The organism is Candidatus Limnocylindrales bacterium, from assembly GCA_035571835.1.
GTDB lineage: Bacteria > Desulfobacterota > Binatia > UBA1149 > CAITLU01 > DATNBU01.
This window is the reverse complement of record DATNBU010000037.1, coordinates 24884-42914: the sequence shown is the minus strand read 5'-3', so window position 1 is coordinate 42914 and position 18031 is coordinate 24884. Positions and strand designations below refer to the sequence as shown.

At 65.8% G+C, this 18031-nt stretch carries 10 protein-coding genes; 5 read left to right on the top strand and 5 right to left on the bottom strand.

Annotation, left to right across the window (positions count from 1 at the left end; translation table 11 throughout):
- Nucleotides 1-77 precede the first annotated feature (77 nt).
- Nucleotides 78-1973 carry an acyl-CoA dehydrogenase family protein gene (locus tag VN634_16015; GenBank protein ID HXC52388.1) on the top strand — a complete coding sequence of 632 codons (1896 nt, stop codon included), beginning with the start codon at nt 78-80 and terminating at the stop codon, nt 1971-1973.
- 6 nt (nt 1974-1979) lie between these two features.
- On the opposite strand, the gene VN634_16010 is transcribed toward VN634_16015, so the two are convergent.
- Both VN634_16010 and VN634_16005 read right to left on the bottom strand, forming a co-directional pair.
- On the bottom strand, nt 1980-3698 hold the full coding sequence (locus VN634_16010; GenBank protein HXC52387.1) for an adenylate/guanylate cyclase domain-containing protein: 1719 nt from the start codon (nt 3696-3698) through the stop codon (nt 1980-1982).
- Between the two features lie 106 nt (nt 3699-3804).
- A complete protein-coding gene (locus VN634_16005) occupies nt 3805-4425 on the bottom strand; it encodes a cytidylate kinase-like family protein (protein ID HXC52386.1) in 621 nt (206 codons plus the stop codon).
- A gap of 66 nt (nt 4426-4491) precedes the next feature.
- On the opposite strand from VN634_16005, the gene VN634_16000 reads away from it, so the two are divergent.
- From VN634_16000 to VN634_15990, 3 genes are all read left to right on the top strand, one after another.
- Nucleotides 4492-6441, top strand: coding sequence for a PAS domain-containing protein (locus tag VN634_16000; protein ID HXC52385.1), 1950 nt, complete (start codon nt 4492-4494; stop codon nt 6439-6441).
- Nucleotides 6442-6580: 139 nt separating this feature from the next.
- Nucleotides 6581-8200: a hypothetical protein gene (locus VN634_15995; GenBank protein HXC52384.1), complete on the top strand. Its 1620-nt coding sequence runs from the start codon at nt 6581-6583 to the stop codon at nt 8198-8200.
- Between the two features lie 279 nt (nt 8201-8479).
- Nucleotides 8480-11089: a hypothetical protein gene (locus VN634_15990; protein HXC52383.1), complete on the top strand. Its 2610-nt coding sequence runs from the start codon at nt 8480-8482 to the stop codon at nt 11087-11089.
- An 89-nt stretch (nt 11090-11178) separates the two neighbouring features.
- Here the strand turns inward: VN634_15990 and VN634_15985 are convergent, their stop codons facing one another.
- The 3 genes from VN634_15985 to VN634_15975 all read right to left on the bottom strand — a co-directional run bounded on the left by VN634_15985 (nt 11179) and on the right by VN634_15975 (nt 17039).
- Complete coding sequence (locus tag VN634_15985) at nt 11179-11961, bottom strand: hypothetical protein (protein HXC52382.1); 783 nt, start codon at nt 11959-11961, stop codon at nt 11179-11181.
- A gap of 191 nt (nt 11962-12152) precedes the next feature.
- Entirely contained in the window at nt 12153-12536 is a 384-nt protein-coding gene (locus tag VN634_15980) for a hypothetical protein (protein ID HXC52381.1), read from the bottom strand.
- A 315-nt stretch (nt 12537-12851) separates the two neighbouring features.
- On the bottom strand, nt 12852-17039 hold the full coding sequence (locus tag VN634_15975) for a hypothetical protein (GenBank protein ID HXC52380.1): 4188 nt from the start codon (nt 17037-17039) through the stop codon (nt 12852-12854).
- A gap of 162 nt (nt 17040-17201) precedes the next feature.
- On the opposite strand from VN634_15975, the gene xth reads away from it, so the two are divergent.
- A complete protein-coding gene (gene xth, locus VN634_15970) occupies nt 17202-17975 on the top strand; it encodes an exodeoxyribonuclease III (protein HXC52379.1) in 774 nt (257 codons plus the stop codon).
- Nucleotides 17976-18031 lie beyond the last annotated feature (56 nt).

Here is an 18031-nt window from a genome sequence, read left to right as displayed (position 1 = left end):
TAAGGTGCCGGGTCCGGTTCCAGAATTTCGACGCAGAAACCTCAAGCAGGCCTCAAGCAGGAAGGATGGCGCAGACCATGGCAGATACCGCGAAGAACATCGGCAGCGAAGAAGAGTCCCGGCGGGTAGCCGAAGAGTCCCGTGAGCAGGAATGGGCGGGGCGCGCTTTCATTCGCGAGCTCTACCTGGGGCAGCTTCCGCTCGACATCGTGCATCCGTTCCCGATCGACGCGAACAAGAACCCGGAGTTCGTCCAGTGGCTCGACCGCCTCGAAGCGTTCCTGCGCGACGCTGTCGATTCGGCCGAGATCGATCGAACCGGTGAGTATCCGGACCACGTCGTCGACGGGCTGCGCAAGCTCGGCGCATTCGGGATCAAGATCCCGAAGAAGTACGGCGGGCTCGGCTTTTCCGTGACCGAGTACTGCCAGGCCATGGAGCTGATCGGCAGCTACGACGGCAACCTCGTGGCGCTGTTGTCGGCGCACCAGTCGATCGGCGTGCCGCAGCCGCTCAAGGATTTCGGAACCGAAGAGCAGAAACAGAAATTCCTCACGCGCTGCGCGAAGGGCGCGATCTCGGCTTTCGCGCTGACCGAGCCGAACGTCGGCTCCGACCCGTCGTCGCTGTCGACCACCTGCGAGCAGGAAGGCGACTTCTGGGTGCTCAACGGCGAGAAGCTCTGGTGCACCAACGGCACGCTCGCCGAGCTGTTCGTCGTGATGGCCCGCAATCCGAAGACCAAGAAGATCAGCGCGTTCGTCGTCGATGCCGATACGCCGGGCGTCAAGGTCGAGCACCGCAGCCGCTTCATGGGTCTCCGCGCGCTCGCCAACGGCGTCATCTCGTTCACCGACGTGCGCGTACCGAAGGAGAACCTGATCGGCGCCGAGGGACAGGGTCTCAAGATCGCACTGATGACGCTCAACACCGGACGCCTCTCGCTGCCGGCGGCGTGCGTCGGCTCGGCCAAGCGCTGCCTCGAAGTCGTCAAAGGCTGGTCGGCCGCGCGCGCGCAGTGGGGCGTGCCGATCTGGAAGCACGAGGCCATCTCGAACAAGATCGCATCGATTGCCGCAGTCACGTTCGCGATGGATTCGATCGCCAAGATCACCGCCAACATGGCCCAGCGCGGCGGCTACGACATCCGGCTCGAGGCCGCAGCGGCCAAGGAATGGAACAGCGTCCAGGGCTGGAAGATGATCGACGAAACGCTGCAGATCCGCGGCGGTCGCGGCTACGAGAACGAGACGTCGCTGCGCGAGCGCGGCGAGACCGGCATCCCGATCGAGCGCATGATGCGCGACAGCCGCATCAACCTGATCTTCGAAGGCTCGAGCGAAGTGATGCACCTGTTCATGGCGCGCGAGGCGGTCGACAAGCACCTCCAGGTCGCAGGCGCGATGATCGATCCCAAGTCGACGGCAGCCATGAAGATGTCGGCGATGCCTTCGATCATGGCGTTTTATGCCGGATGGTATCCGCCGCTGTGGCTCAAGGGACTCGCCACTCCGTTCCAGTACGGCGAATGGGGCGAGCTCGCGGGCCACATCCGCTTCGTCGATCGCGGCGCACGCAAGCTCGCACGCTCGAGCTTCCACGCGATGGCGCTGTACCAGGCGAAGATGGAACGGAAGCAGGCCTTCTTGTTCCGCACCGTCGACATCGTCATGGAGCTGTTCGCAATGTCGGTCGTCTGCTCGCGCGCACGGCAGATGAAGGAGACCGGTGATCCGAACGCTGCCGAAGCGATGAGGCTCGCCGACCTGTTCTGCGCGCTGTCGCGGCGCAAGGTGCAGGCGTCGTTCCGCGCGCTGTGGCGCAATGACGACGCCGCTTCGGGAGCCGTGACGGCGAACGTCATGAAGGGCAACTACGACTGGCTCGCCAAGGACGGCGTCGTCGACATGCAGCTTCCGGCCGATGCGTACGAGCCGAAGATGTTTGCATTGCGCAATCGCGACGCGGCCTGACGGCGTTCAGTCCGGGAGCCCGCTGCTGCGGAGCGCTGCAACGAAGCGCTCGTTGTCGGCGTCGCGATGGAACGGCCAGCGGCGCATCTCGCTGAGGGTGAAATCCGGAAACTGCTGGAGGAGCTGCCCGACGGCTGCGGCTGCTTCGTTCGCACGGCCGGCACTGGCAGCGGCCGCAGCAAGAATCAGCAGTGTCGGCGCGACGTCGCGCTGGAGATGATCGGCGCGCGTCGCGATCTCGAAGGCCTCGGCGCTGCGCTCGCACAGGAATGCGGCCAGCGCCGCGCCCTGCAGCATGCGGTGATGAATCACGTTGCGCGAGCTGGCCTGCGCGGCCGCGACGCAGTTGGTAAACCCGCGCTCGGCATCGCCGCCGAACAGTTGCGCAAGCCCCTGGCCGTAGCGTCCCATCGCGAAGTACGGGCTGAGCTCGAGAGCGCGCTCGCATTCGCGCAGCGCACGCTGCGGATCGTTCTCGGCGTAGATGTGCACGAGCGCCATCGTCAGGCGGGCGAAATCGTTCTGCTCGTTGCACCGGACCGCCTGGCGCGCTTCCTTGATCGCCGCGCTGCGATCCTCGGCTGCAAGCTCGCGCCATCCGTAGAAGACCTCGTACAGGTGCCAGCATGCTTTCATAGCATGCGCGCCCGCATCGGACGGATCTGCGGCGAGAATCGTATCGAGCGCGGGCCCCGCGTCGGGCCATTCCGAGCGAAAACCGCCGGCCAGCGTCCGCCCGATGCGCGCGAAGATCATCTCGCTGGTTCGTTCGGACACCGGAATGCGCTCGGTCTCCTGGACCTGGCGGTCATAGATGGAGTAGCGCAGCGCCGTCGAGATGCGCAGTGCGAGATCGTCCTGCGCTTCAAAGATTTCGGACAGGTCACCGTCGAAGCGGTCGGACCAGAACTGCTGTCCGGTGCTGTTGTCGACGAGCCGCACGGTGGCGCGGTATCGCGTGCCGACCGCCTGGATCGTCGCACTCGCGAGGAAATCGGCCCCGCCCGGATCGGCGAGAAGCGTGATGCCCGAAAGGTTGGACAGCGCGAGCACGGTCGCGTCGTAGACTGCAGCCGACAGCAAGGTCGCGTCGCCGCTCCCGCCGGCCACGTCGAACGGACGCACGCAGACGGATGGCTTGCGACCTTTCTCGCGCACAGTCGCAACGACCGTTTCTTCTTCGAGCGGCTGCGTCGACCAGCACCAGATCGCAACCGGCCGCGCGATGTTCTTGAGCGTCCGCTCCCCGCGCGCGACGAACTCGACGCCGACCTTGCCCGCCACATGATCGTGCACTGCCGCTGAAATGCAGACGCCGCCTTTTGGAGCGAGCGGCTCGAGCCGCGCCGCCACGTTCACGCCGTCGCCGAAAATATCGTCGTCCTCGAGGATCACGTCGCCGATGTTGACGCCGATGCGCAGCAGCATGACGTCGGCTTCGGCGACGCTTTCGTTCCTCTTCGCCAGCGCCTGCTGCACGCCGACGGCCCAGGCCGTTGCCGACACCGCGCTCGCGAATTCGGCGAGGATGCCGTCGCCCATCAGCTTGACGATGCGGCCGCCGTGCTCGCGCATCAGCGGATCGAGGATTTCCGTGCGCACAGAGCGTACGCGGCCGAGCGTTCCTACGTCGTCGGCACCCATCTGCCGCGAGTAGCCGACGACATCCGCCACGACGATGGCAGCAAGCTTTCGCACCGCGCGGGGAGTCTCGGTCGTCGACATCGGCAGAGCTTAGATCAGCTTGCCGCCGGCGCGAAATTGTCCGGGTTCTGTCCGCGGGGCGGCCAAAGCACATCGACCGCGGCGCGGTCGCGAATCGCGCGCGGGCTCAACCGAGCGCGGCTGCAACAATCAGCCGGGTCGCGAGCTCGGCCGAAAGAAGCTCGGTGTTCAACACGAGATCGTAACGCGTCGGCGATTCGTCTTCGATCTTGTAGAAGCTCTGGAAGTAGTCGCGCCGCGCATCGTCCGAGCTCGTGACGGACTCGCTGGCGTCGACCCGCGTGAGCATGCGCCGCTCGGCGTGACGATCGATGCGGACCTCCTCCGGCGCCGTGACCAGCACACGCAGGACACCCGGCGTACCGGCAAGAGCCATCGATGCGCCGTGCGCGACGATCACCACGTTGCCGAGCTTGCCGACCTCGTGAATCGCCGCGCGGATCATGTCGCGAAGCTCGTCGCTCGAGGCCGCAGACGATCGACCCGGCCCCGGCGAGCTTCGAACCAGCGGCTCGACCGACGAAAGGATTCCGAGCACGCGTTCGAGCAGCGGCGGCTTCTGTTCGGCGGCCGCAACGCGCTCCGGCTCCACACCCGCAAGGTCGGCCGCCTTGAAGATGATTTCCTCGTCGACGAAGCGGAAGCCGAGTGCAGCGGCGACCATCTGTCCGATCCTCTCCCCGTCGGATTCCTGGGTGAACGAAATGCAGACCGTGTGAAATCTCATGGCGACCTCCGGACCCCGCGCCAGTAGCACGTGCGGGGGTGACTGGGGAATTGGCCGAGGCCGATCGTGCCGCCGCTGCTTTTCGCCCGGCGGGCGGCGCGCTACAGTCGCCGTGCCGTGCACGAGAATCGCTATCGCAGCCTGCTCGAACAGGCTCCGTTCAGCATTCAGGTCTTCTCGCCGGACGGGCGTACGATTCGCGTCAATCAGGCCTTCGAACGGCTCTGGGGCGTCCGCCTCGAACAGCTCGCCGGGTACAACATTCTGGAAGATCCGCAGCTCGAGCAGTCGGGCGCGCTCGAATTCATCCGCCGGGCCTTCGCCGGCGAGACCACCAGGGTTCCGGCGGCCCAGTACAACCCGAACGACACCATCCCCGGGATTACCGAGATCGAGGATCCGCAACGCTGGCTGTCGGCCGTCATCTTTCCGGTCAGGGACGCAAGCGGTGCCATCGCCGAAGTCGTCATCATCCATGAAGACATCACCGCGCGCGTGCACGCCGAAAACGAGCGCAACAAGAGCGAGCAGATCACCCGCAACGTGCTCGAAAGCATCGGCGATGCGTTCTATGCCGTCGACCGGGAATGGCGCTTCACGTACGTCAATCCGCAGGCCGAACGCGTCGTCGGCCTGCCGCCGGAAAAGCTTCTCGGCAAGATCGTCTGGGAAGAATACCCGGGGCTCGTCGGCAGCCGCTTCGAGCAGTGCTTCCGACAGGTCGCGACCGGGCGCGTTTCGGGCTCGATGGTCGATTACTATCCCGACCACGACCGCTGGTACGAGGTGCATGTCTATCCGGCTCCGGGCGGCGGCATTTCGGTGTACGTGCAGAACGTCACCGAGCGGAAGAAGGCCGAGGAAGAGCTGGCGCGCGTCAGCCGCGAGCTTCGTGAGGCCGACCAGCGAAAGGACGAATTCCTTGCCACGCTCGCGCACGAGCTTCGCAACCCTCTGGCGCCGATCCGCAACTCGCTCGAAGTGCTGCGCATGCCGCGGATCGACGACGGGATGGCCCGGCACGCCCGCGAGATGATGGAGCGCCAGGTGCATCACCTGGTGCGACTCGTCGACGATCTTCTCGACGTCTCACGCGTGATGCGCGGAAAGATCGACCTTCGCATGGAACCGGTCGAGCTCGCGACCGTCGTCGCCCGCGCCGTGGAAACCTGCCAGCCGCTGATCGACTCGCAGCGGCACAGGCTCGAGATCTCGCTTCCGGCCGAATCGATGCTCCTCGATGCCGATCCTGTCCGGCTTGCGCAGGTCGTCGGCAACCTGCTGACGAACGCGGCCAAGTACACGAGCCCGGGCGGAAGGATCTGGCTCGGCGCCAGGCGCATCGACGATGTGGCCGTGCTCGAGGTCCGCGACAACGGCGTCGGCATAGCGACCGAGTTGCTGCCGCACGTGTTCGAATTGTTCGTGCAGGGACATCACACCGCGTCGCATTCGCAGGGAGGCCTCGGCGTCGGGCTGACTCTGGTCCGCCGGCTCGTCGAAATGCACCACGGCACTGTCGAAGCGTCGAGCGACGGTCCCGGCAAAGGCTCGGAGATCACCGTGCGCCTTCCGCTCGCCGTTCGTGCCGACGAATGCGCCGAAACGAATGACGAGCGAGCGGCGCAGAAAGCGGTACGCCCGTCGGGCCTCCGGCTGCTGGTGGTCGACGACAACGAAGATGCCGCGGTGAGCCTCGCGATGTTGCTGCGTCTCCAGGGTCACGAAGTTTGCGTCGCGCACGACGGGCCATCCAGCCTCGAGATGGCCGTGGCCTATGCTCCCGACCTCGTCTTTCTGGACATCGGAATGCCCGGCATGGATGGCTACGAAGTCGCGCGCCGGATTCGCGCCGAGCCGAGCCTGAAACACGTCGTGCTGACGGCAGTGACCGGCTGGGGACAATCCGAGGACCGGCGGCGTACGTCCGAAGCCGGGTTCGACCACCACATCGTCAAGCCACCCGAACCGCGCGCGATCGAACAACTGATCGCAAGTCTTCGAAATGGAGATTGAATCCGTGTCCTGAACGGTGACGCTCGTGTTTTGCCGTTGAACAGCTCCCGGACCACCGACGATTTCGTCGCGACCCCTGAATCCGGGCAGGCCGCGAGCCGGGTTGACTCGACTCGAGACGGCCGCGTATAGCTTGCGAATGTCGAACCTCGCCGGCCGCGGACTGTCGCAAACGGTGCTCACGTCGTCGCTTGCCGTATTGCTCGGCGTCCTTGTCTGGGCACCTGCGGCTGCGGCCATCGATCTGACTGGTCACTGGCGCGACGTCAGAAACGCCAAGTACGCAATCGTGCAGTCCGGCACTTCGGTTACGTTGAACGGGCTGCAAGGATCGATTGACGGCAGCAACGTCGAAGTTGCGAGCACCGATCCGAACTTTCCCCAGTCGTACTCGCTCGTCGTCTCCGAGGATGAATCGACGCTTACTGGCGTGCGGCACTCGTTCCAGTGCGTGCTCTCGTTCTGCCAGTACGTGACTTCCAATGTGACGCTCGAACGATGCGCCTGCTACGACGGCAACACGGCGAATGGGGACGGCTGCGACTTCAAGTGCCTGGTCGAAGTGTGCAACGAATGCACCGCCGAGCCATCCACGTGCACGCCGGTCGCCGACGCCACGCCGTGCGAAGACCCGAGCCTCTGCGTTGCCGGCGGAGCGTGCAGCGGTGGTACGTGCGCAAGCGGCGTCGAAACTGCGCAGTGCATCGATCTCAGCGGCACGTGGCTGCGCGGGATTCGCGGGACGAGCGGCCTTTTCGACGGGACCGGAGTAAGCCGCAGTGAATTCGTGCAGGCCGCCGACGGGACTCTGACGGTGTACTCGCTGCCGGGCGGAGCCGAACAAAGAAGTGGATCATTCGATTCCACGACGCTGGCGATCCAGATGGACGGTACCGGATCGTTTCCGAACTGCGGTCTCGGCGGGCTCGACGGAGCCGTCGCCGCGGACGGCAACACCTATATGGCGACCGATGGTTTTCTCGCACCGACGCCGCACGGATGCTTCGGCTACGCTCCGTACGATGAGTTCGGCGTGCGCTGCGCACCCCCTGCGCTCGAGCCGCCGGACGGCTGCAGCGTCGATTCGTGCCAGCGCTGCGAAGGCGATCCGGCCGTTTGCGAGCCGGTACCCGACTGGACGCCGTGCGAGTCCGACGATCCGTGTGCAGTCGTCTCGACATGCCACGCCGGCCAGTGCGTAGCGGCGTTCTCGCAGTATTGCCCTTCCTGCTCGGTCTGCGATGGTTCCGGCGGCTGCAGCGTGGGCCCGCGCGATGACTGCCGCGCCGCGACGACGAAATTCTCGATCAAGAACGTTGAAGGCAGCGCGCGCAGATCGCTTCGCTGGGACTGGAAAGACGGCGGCCCGGTAGCGCCTTCGGAGATCGCGCGACCCGACGTATCGAGCGAGGTCGGGCTCTGCGTGTTCGACGAATCGGGCGTCGATCCGGTGCTGCTCTACTCCGACAGCATCAACGACTATTACCTCGAGCCGGGATGGAGCGTGGACAGCAGCGGCAGCATGCGCTTCCGCAGCCGCACCGACGCAATTTCGGCGATCGACCTGCGCGTAGGCGACGCTCCAAAGCTCGGCGTGAAAACATCCGGCGAGGCGCTGCCGCTTCCGGTGCCGGAGGTGTCGCTTCCGATCCGCGTGCAGCTGCAGATCCAGGACGGCTCATGTTTCGAGGGGTCGTACGGGACCGACGACGTCCGCCGCAATGCGAATGGCATCCTCAAGGCGGTCACCGCTCCGTAAGCAACCACGGAACGGTCGTCGCCGTATGCGTGCGGCGACGACCGCACCGAGTCGATGCCGGTCGATGGCGGCGAATCGATGCCGGTCGATGCCGGCGGCCGGCACCCTCGATCGGGCATCGTCCAGAACACCCGCGCAGCGGCCAGCCGGCCCCGGGCAGCAAGTCCAGATACAGGCAAAATACGGGAATTCGCGGCCGTCGCGCTAACTGTCATTGTTGTAAATAGCGGGCCGTGCGTTTTGTGGTGGCGTTCCGAATCCGACCTGGAGGACCCGCCAATGCCGCTGCTCGCTACGTTCGTATGCGCATTCTTCGCCGCCCTCGTTGCCACCGATGCCATGGCAGCCGACGTTCCGGCCACCGGACGCCAGCTGTCCATCCGAGACGGCAGCAAGCAGGCGCTGTCGCTGGATGGAAAGGATGCGAGCCTCAGCGCCCCGTCCGCCGCCAGCGACGAGGACCCGACCATCACCGGAGCAAGCCTGCTGATCCGCAACCCGCAGAGCGGCGAGGCCGCAACGTTCATCCTCCCGGCCGTCGGATGGTCGTTTGACGGTAAGGCATACAGGTTCCGCAATCCGGATGCCCCGGACGGCAGCTCGCCGGTAAAAACCGCACGCATCGCGGACGGCTCGATCAAAGTTCGTGCGCGCGCTTCGGGCATCACGCTCGATGAGGAGTCCCAGGGCAGCATCGCGATCTCGTTCGCCAGCGGTACGCTGCGTGTGTGCCTGCACTTCGGCGGCACGATCGTCCGCGACGAAGCCGGACGTTTCCAGGCCAGGGCCGCAGCGGCGCCCGCCAGCTGCGACGATGCCGGGACAACGACGACGACACTTCCCGAAACGACGACGACGACCCAGCCCGATGGGACCACCACCACGACGACGACCACGCTGCCGGTGCCGGCGCTTTGCGGCGATCTCGCCATCAACGGCAGCGAGCAGTGCGATCCTCCGGGCTCCGATTGCGGCGGCTCGGTGTGCAACGCCGACTGCACGTGCCCGTGCGACCCGCTCGACCCGAGCGTGTGCATGCATCCGTTCCCGAACGATTACTTCACGGTCCCCGATGCAGCGTCGCCGACCGGTCGGCGCGTGCATTTTTCGGTGACCGGCATGCCGCGCAACCAGTCCGCGAGGCCCGTCGAGCCGAGCGATTACAACTACAGCGACGGCTTCAGCCCGGGCGCGCTGATCACGCTTCGGATTCCCGGCATCGACCTCGTACAGACCGGCGCAGTACCGATCACCGACATCGCGCGCTCGCTCGACGCCGATGCACCGATCGTGATCGTCAACGCCGCTACGCTCGAGCACCACAAATTCTGGGCGGAGCTCGATTCGCTTGCCGAAGTCGAAGCCGATCGCTCGCTGCTGTTGCGTCCGGCCGTCAACTTCGAAGAAGGCGCGCGCTACATTGTCGCGCTGCGCAACCTGAAGGACTCTGCCGGCGCGCCGATTGCGCCGTCGGCGGATTTCCTCGCCTACAGGGACGACACGCCGCTCGGCAACGCGGCAAAGGAAGCCCGACGCAGCCACATGGAATCGCTGTTCACGACGCTGGCGGCGGCCGGCGTCGCGCGCGGCGATCTGAACCTTGCGTGGGACTTCACGGTGGCCAGTGCCGGCAGCACGACCGGCCGGCTCGTGTACATGCGCGATGACGCGTTCTCGCGCCTCGGTGCGGCGGCTCCGACCTTCGTCGTCACCAGCGTAACGGACGACGTCGACAGCAATATCTACCGCACCGTCGAAGGCGTGTTCCTCGTCGATCGCTACGTCGACTCGCCGCTGCCCGGCGCGCGCTTCCTCATCGGTCCCGACGGGCTGCCCGTGCGACAGCCGACGCCGCAGCAGGCCAACTTCATCTGCAACATTCCGCGCGCGGCCCTGTCCGATGCACTCGCGACGGCCGTGCCGGCGCGTGCGTCGCTTTATGGTCACGGCCTTTTCGGCGAAGCATCGGAGGTCGGGGCCGGCAACGTCGAAGCGATGGGCAACGAGCACAACTTCGTGTTCTGCGCGACGGACTGGATCGGCATGGCGCTGACCGACGTTCCGACGGCGCTGGCCGCAACCGTCGACCTTTCGAACTTCCCGACGTTGCCCGACCGGCTGCAGCAGGCCGCGCTGAACTTCCTCGTCCTCGGCCGCCTGATGATTCATCCGGACGGATTCGTGTCGAACGCGGCCTTCCAGGATGCGCTCGGAAATCCGGTCATCGACACGAGCAACATCTACTACGACGGCAACAGCCAGGGCGGCATTGCAGGCGGCATGGTCATGGCCGTGGCGCAGGACATCCGGCGCGGAGTGCTCGGAGTTCCGGGCATGAATTACAGCACGCTGCTGCAGCGCAGCGTCGATTTCGACACCTATGCGACCGGCCTTTACGCGTCCTACCAGAACCAGCTCGAGCGCCCGCTTCTGTTCTCGCTGATCCAGATGCTCTGGGATCGCGGCGAGCCGAACGGCTACGCGCACCACATGACCGCCGACCCGCTGCCGGGCACGCCGACGCACGACATCCTCATGCATGTCGCATTCGGTGATCACCAGGTTGCCAACATTGCGGCCGAGGTCGAGGCGCGCACGATCGGCGCGCATGTCTATCAGCCGGCGCTCGCGCCCGGACGGCATTCGGACGTCGAACCGTACTTCGGCATCCCGGCAATTCCCGCGTTTCCGTTCGACGGGTCGGCGCTCGTCGTGTGGGACAGTGGAGTTCCGACGCCGCCGACGACGAATTCGCCGCCGCGCGAAGGCTCCGACCCGCACAGCAAGCCGCGCAGCACGCCGGCGGCGCGACTTCAGAAGTCGGAGTTCCTGAAAGAGAACGGCGCGGTGGTCGACGTCTGCAACGCGTCACCGTGCCTCGCACCGTAGGAAAAGCCGGAAGGGTCGTCGCCGCGTACGGTGACGACCCTTCCGTCAGAGCGTGCCTGTGATCAGACCGGCCGCGCTCCGGCCGGTCTTCAGTCGCACACGAACGGGCAAGCCGTAAAGAAATCGGCGCATCCCGTAGGCGAGAAACACGCGATGTCATTGCAGAAGCAGTCGGCTCCGTCACCCGGAGGAACCGAGTTGGTGTTGCAGAATCCGACGCAGCTCTTCGGGAACCCGAGCGTGGTGCTGGTGGTGCTCGTCGTCGTGGTCGTGGAGCTCGTGGTCGTGGACGTGCTCGGCGGCGTCTGGCCGCATGGAGTCGCACACACACCGGCCTCGCCGCAGCACGTCTTGATCGCGCAGACCTGGCCCGGCGCGCAGTCGGTGGTCGCGGTGCACGCCGTCAACGTCTGACAGTCCGCGTTGTTCACGCAGTTCGGCGTGCACGCGCCGGTCTCGGGCGTCTGGACCACGAAGCAGGAGCCGGGTGCGCCTTCGCCACAGAGCGAAAGATTTCCGCAGGCTAATTCCGTGCACATGGTCGTGCTCGTCGTCGAGGTCGTTGTGGTGGTCGTCGATGCCGGCACGCATTGATTGTTGACGCACGTGCTTCCGGGATCACAGGGTCCGCATTCGATCGGTACGCCGCACGCATTGCCGATCGTACCGCACTGGGCATTCGGCTCGGGGCAGCCCTGCGGCGTGCAGCAGACGCCGAACTTGTCCTCGGGATGGAGCGTGATGCAGTAGTTGCTCCGGCAGCTCTTGGAAACATGGCACGGCCGCCCGTCGGCCTTGCCTCCCGCGCTGCTCGAGCCCGGCAATGCAACGACCGCGAACATCAGGAAGAAGATCGAAAGGGAATTTTTCATGACGCTCCTTTTGTCGACCGGCATCGCGCTCCCCCTTTGCGAAAAATTCTCATGAGTTGCGCCGTCCGACAAGACTTGGGCAGCGGATAAACCCACCCACGAGGTTGGAAATATGCCGCTGAAGCCATGTGCGCCGTGCGACAATGGCGGCGCCTGCTCGCTGAACGCTTGCGGAGGAAGCGTCGGCGCGATCAGCGCGATTTTGCCCTTATGCTTTCCGTCGCTGCCTCGAGCGTCGAAGTCATCTCCGAATAGTGCGCCGCTACGCTCTCCGGTGCATGCGCGACGACGAGCCGGATTGCGATGGCCGTCGTCAGCGCTCCCGACGCGAAAGCGAGAGCGATGAGCACTACGCGGAGCGCGACACGGGAGCTCGCCCGATGCGAGCCACGTAAACGATCGCCCATCCAGACGGAGGCCACTCCACCGATCAGAAGCGGTCCGAGCAGCCCTGCGATCCACAGCACCTCGGCTACGAAGCTGGCACCCGAGAAGCGGCCGTTGATCAGATCGAAATACACGCCGAGCGCGATGCAGACGGCGACGAAGCTGCCCATCGCCTTCAGAAGCACCACGCTCGTCTTTCTGACCGATATCGCCGGACCGTCGTTCATTGCACTGCCAGCTTCGGTTCTATCCACTCACGCGTCCGGCCCAAACCTGCCGGCGCGCGGATGAGGTCCGCATGCTTCGCAGTGCCGATTGCGCGACCTGCCGTGCGGCGCGCATTCATGCTGCGCGTGCGACAGTACCCCGCAAGGCCATCTGCATGGACACGCCCTCCACGGATGCGGCGTCACCGGTCGGAACGACCACTGCGCCGCAGTGGCCGACGGCGCAGGCTGCGCGGGAGCCTGCTGCCACCGGGCCTACGGAACCGTATCTGCCATTTACGGCCCCGCCGGACACGGATCGGGCGCGCCCGCTCGCTTCGCCGAGAACTTCCCGGGCTCGTCGCTGTCGATCTCGCCTCCGAAGAGCGTGCAGTAACCTCGCTCTCCGCTGCTCAGCACCACGGCAAGTGACCCCTGCGATGGCTCGTCGAGCGTGAACGCAATCGACCCGCCGCGTGCCTTCACCTTCATGCGCCCGCTCTTGATGCTCGCGGCGATTCGCGTGCTGCCGTCGTCCGATTTGTAGCGATAACGTCCGTCGCCGCTGGCGGCCCAGCCCGCGGCCGGCAGCTCGATGGTCGCCGACTCGCCGCTGTCCGGATTGCTGATCGTCACCGACGCGCCGGCAACAGTCGGAGCGTCATCGCCCGACGGCGCTTCGAGCAGAGCGTCCTTCACCTGCCAGACGACCCGCCACGCAGGCTTCGCCGAATCCTGGACGAAGAGCAGGCGGGATCCGGCCACCGGCTGCAGCCCGCCGACCGTGCCGAGCACGAAATCGAACGCGAGGCCGCGGCCGAGATTGCCGGCGTCGTCGACCGCATGAACGGTGCCGCGCGATACGGCCGCAGGGATCGCCAGCGTTTCGTTCGCACCGGCGGCTGCGGCAGCCGCGAGCGACTGCTCTCCGCCGTCATAGCGCACCACGTAGGCTGCGACGCTTCCCGCATACCAGTCGTCGCCCGGCGCGGTGAACGCGATGCCATGCGCCGCTGTGTCGAGCACCGGATCGCGCAGAATTCCCGGCGGTCGTGTGTCGGTGCCGTATCGGCGCGTATTCCACTCGTCGTGTCCGTAACGCCACCATTCGGAGTTCGACGCCGCGAGGCCCGGCGTATGCCACACCATCGTCACGCCCTCGCGCGTGTTGGCGACGATCTCCGTCGTACCGTCGGAGTCGAGGTCGGCCGCACCCGGCGACCACAGCATCCATCCGGTCGTGAATTTCGGAAAGCCGGCGAGCACAGCCTGGAGTCCGCCGGCCATGTATCCATGCAGCGCGCTCGAATCGCCGCCGTCGAGGATCTCGGCAAGTCCGTCGCCGGTGATATCGGCGAAGATCGGCGCGCCGAGGAAGTTGAGGCCCTGAAGCTTCGACGGAAAGCCCGGCAGCTGCTCGCCGGTCTGCGCGTTCCACGCACGCTCCTTGTTCAGGATCGGCTGGCCGGAGCCTGCAGTCAGCAACGCTCCGATGATCGATGCCGCGCCGGAACCCGGCTGCGCGTACGTCAGCGTTCCGGCGAAGCTGCCGAACGCGCCGGAAGTCGTAAATCCGAGCGGTACGTCGGGAATCGGCAGCGCGGGATCGACGACGCCTTCCTGCGGCGACGTCCACGGCGCCGCGCCGAACGCGGTTCCGTCGCCTTTGAACGGATACGAGCTCGTCGACAGCACCGGGTTCGACACCACTTCGTCCTTGCCGTCGCCGTCGATGTCGGCGGCCGCCGGAGAATTGGATCCTTCGGTGATGAACTCCTGCGCGCTGCCGTAATAGAACGCCGCGCTGTCCATCTTGGCGGTCCACAGGTAGCTGCCGTCGTGATCGTACGCGATCAGATGCCCGACGCCCGACAGCACTTCGATGTCGTCGGACGGCATCGTGTCCGACATCTGGCTGCGCACCACGATCTCGAGCTCGGGATCGTCGTCGAGCTGCGCGAGTGCCGGGTTCGAGCTGATGCGCAGGTCCTGCATGCGGATCGGGGTGCGCGTATCACTCGGATTGTTGAGCGCAGGCCTCGTGATCGGCACCGAGTCGGGAACGCGCACCTGGATCGGCCAGTTGCCGCTCGTCACCTCACTGCCGTCGCCGTCGTAGAGGTGAATGTGCCCGTCGTAGCCGGCCTCGATGATCTCGAGGTCGCCGTCGCCGTCCCAGTCCGACAGCGTCGGCGCCGCGAACAGTCCCTGATGCGGCATGCGCGAGAACTGGCGCGGGATGCGCGGCGATTCGAGCGGAGCAACGCCCGTGGCCGGCAGCACCGGAAAGCCGGCACGCCGGTGTCCGTGCGAATCCCATGCATAGATGCGGCCGGTCGAAGTTCCCGCAACGATCGAGAGCCTGCCGTCGCCGTCGAGATCGCCGACGGCGATGTTGCTCGGCATCGGCTCGAAACCGGCTTCGATATCCGGGAAGCCTCCGCTTTTGATGATCGGCGACGGATCGGTCGTGACGGGGAAGCCCGGCAACTCGTTTCCGCTGAGCGGATCGATTGCGTGCAGGTAGCCGTCGGTATCGCCGAAGACGATCTGCAGATGGCCGAGGCCGGCGAGGTCGACGAGCGCAGGCTGCGCTTCGCCGCCCGGCGAAAAACAGTAGCCCGGCGTGCCGCCCGCAACCTGGAATCCGCCCGCACATTCCGCACCGCTGCGAATGCGTCGCGGAAAGCCGGCCATCCAGTCGTCGTCGTGGTGCACGAAGATCGAGCGCCGCTCTTCGCCGCTCAGCACGACGCCAGGACTCTTCTCGTAGGAGACGCGAACGCGCAGCGTGACCGTATAGTTCTCGGTCGTCTCGAGCTCTTTGCCGGTCGAGAGCGCGAACGCCTTCGCGTAGACCGAAGCTGGAATCGCAGAAAGATCGAGCTCGCCGAGCTTGCCATCGAAAGCCGCGCTGCGCGTACCGGTGGAAATCTCGATGAAGTCCGCGTCGGTCGGCTCCGCGCCGACCGCCCACTCGAGCGTCCAGTCGTAGCTGTGGTCCGGTGAGCGGCTCGCTTCGGTGTGGCCGAACAGCTCGACCTTCGGCGTCACCGTCGGATCATAGAGCGTGAACCACTCCGGAGCGTTCAGCCACGCGACCGGCCGCACGTTGCCGTGCAGCAGCTCGTCCTGGAAATGCCGGACGTTGATGCGTCCGTATCCGGTCTGCAGATCCCAGCCGGCCTGCGTCGGCCACGCCGTGGGCACTGCGCTGAAGTCGGACGGATCGATGTCGGATGCGGTCGCGATCATCAGCTGCACGACTTCCGGACCGGTGAGCGCACCATCGATGTAGCCGAGCTCGGCGGCGGTTCGCCCGTACGAAGTCAGCAGCGCGAGAATGCCGCCGAGCGTTCCGGTCGACGCCGACGTCGACGTCGTGCCGGCCACCGAGACCATGTTGCGCGTGCCCCACGACGTCTGCCCCGATCGCTGCCGGAACGTGCGCGTCGCCGTATCACCGGGAAGGCACAGCGGCGTTCCCGGCAGGCATGTCGGCACCACCGGCACGCCGCCTTCGTTGTCCTTGACGACGCCGTTGCCGGGAATCGAGTGCGGCCAGTACATGCCGCCCTGGTGATCGGTCGAATCGAAATCGTTGGAAGAATGCGCAATCAGCACGCCGCGCTGCCACAGGTTCTCCTGGGCCTGGCGCATGAAGCTCGAGTAGCCGAGGTCGGCGGTCAGCGTCGCGATCGACGCCGCCCCGGAGTCCGCGGCGAACAGGAACGCCTGCGCGAGATCGTCGGTGCGGTCGAGCGCCTCGGCACCGGCGCGGATCGGCATCACCATGCAGAGCGGGCACGCGCCGAGCGTGCCGCCGTCGTTGATCGCCGCTTCACCGTTGAGCATCTGGCCGTTGTGATGGCCGTACGTCACGTCCTGCGAGTGCGGGTTGTTCTGGCGGTTGTAGAAATCCCAGCCCGAGATGTCGTCGGTGTAGCCGTTGCCGTCGTCGTCGACACCGTCCTCGCACTCGACGATCAGGTCTTCGGGATCGAGAAGGCCGTTGCCGTTGTGATCGGGCGTGCCGGGGAAATCGAGGACGTTCAGCCACGGATCGCCGTTCGGCGTGTAGCGTGCGGCACAGGCCGGCGCGGCCATCGCTTCGGCAGCATTGATGTAGATCTTCTTGATGAGCTGGGTGTTGCCGTTGTCCCAGTAGTTCACGCCGCCTTCGATGTAGGCGACCAGCGCGTCGGGCCGCCCGAGGCTCGAGAACGTTCCGCCGCTCGATGCGAGCGGCGGCCAGTCGTCGATGTCGTTCCACGCGGCCTCGAGCGACATGCCCGAGGCGCCTTCCTTGTCGGTCGCGAGCGGATACTGCGCGCTGTCGATCGTGCTGCGGAAGCCGTACTTCCAGCCTTCGGTGGGGGTATCCGCGTCTTCCGGATATGCGGCCGAGGCGGCCGCGGGCACCAGCAAGGCCGTCGCAACGAGCAATGCAAACCCTTGGCAGACAAGGAGATTCTGGCGATTCATGGGGTCCCTCCGCAGCGGCCGGAGCGATGCCGGCTGCACTACTTACTAAGTCGTAGGTAGCGCGCATCGGGGCAGCCAACAAGGAGGAAGCAGACGAAGACGGGATGCGCGGCAACCGGCGTCCGCTTACTCTGCCGGCACGGCCGGGCTCGGTGCCCACGGATGAAGATCGCGACGTACAACGTAAACGGCGTCAACGGACGCCTGCCGCGCATTCTCGACTGGCTCCGCGAGACCAGCCCCGACATCGTCTGCCTTCAGGAGATCAAGACCACCGACGAGAAGTGTCCGGCCGCAGCGCTCGAACGCGCGGGATACAACTCGATCTGGCACGGCCAGAGGTCGCATCACGGCGTCGCGATCCTCGCCCGAAGCGGGCTTCCGATCGAAACGCGCCGCGGTCTTCCCGGCGATGACGACGACCGCCAGGCGCGCTACATCGAAGCCGAGATCGAGGACATCGTCGTTGCTTCGATTTATCTGCCGAACGGAAATCCGCAGCCCGGTCCGAAGTTCGACTACAAGCTCGCGTGGTTCGAGCGCCTGATCCGGCATGCGCAAACGCTGCGCGACTGCGGCCGGCCCGTCGTGCTGGCCGGCGACTTCAACGTCGTGCCGACCAACTTCGACATCTACAACCCGTGGCCGTGGCGATTCGACGCCGTGATGCAGCCCGAAACTCGCGCGGCATATCAACGACTTCTTGCGCAGGGCTGGATCGATTCGAGCCGGCATCTGCATCCGAAAGAACGCATCTATACGTTCTGGGTCAACGCCAATGCGTTTCGCCGCGGAGCGGGATTCCGAATGGACTTCCTGCTGGTGTCACCGGATCTCGCACCGCGGCTTGCGGATGCCCAGGTCGACGCGGAATTCCGTGGACGCGAAGGTGCTAGCGATCACGCTCCGGCGTGGATCGAACTCCGCTCGCAGTGAAAATCGGGGACAGACACCGATTTCGCGAAATCGGTGTCTGTCCCCGATTTACCGAT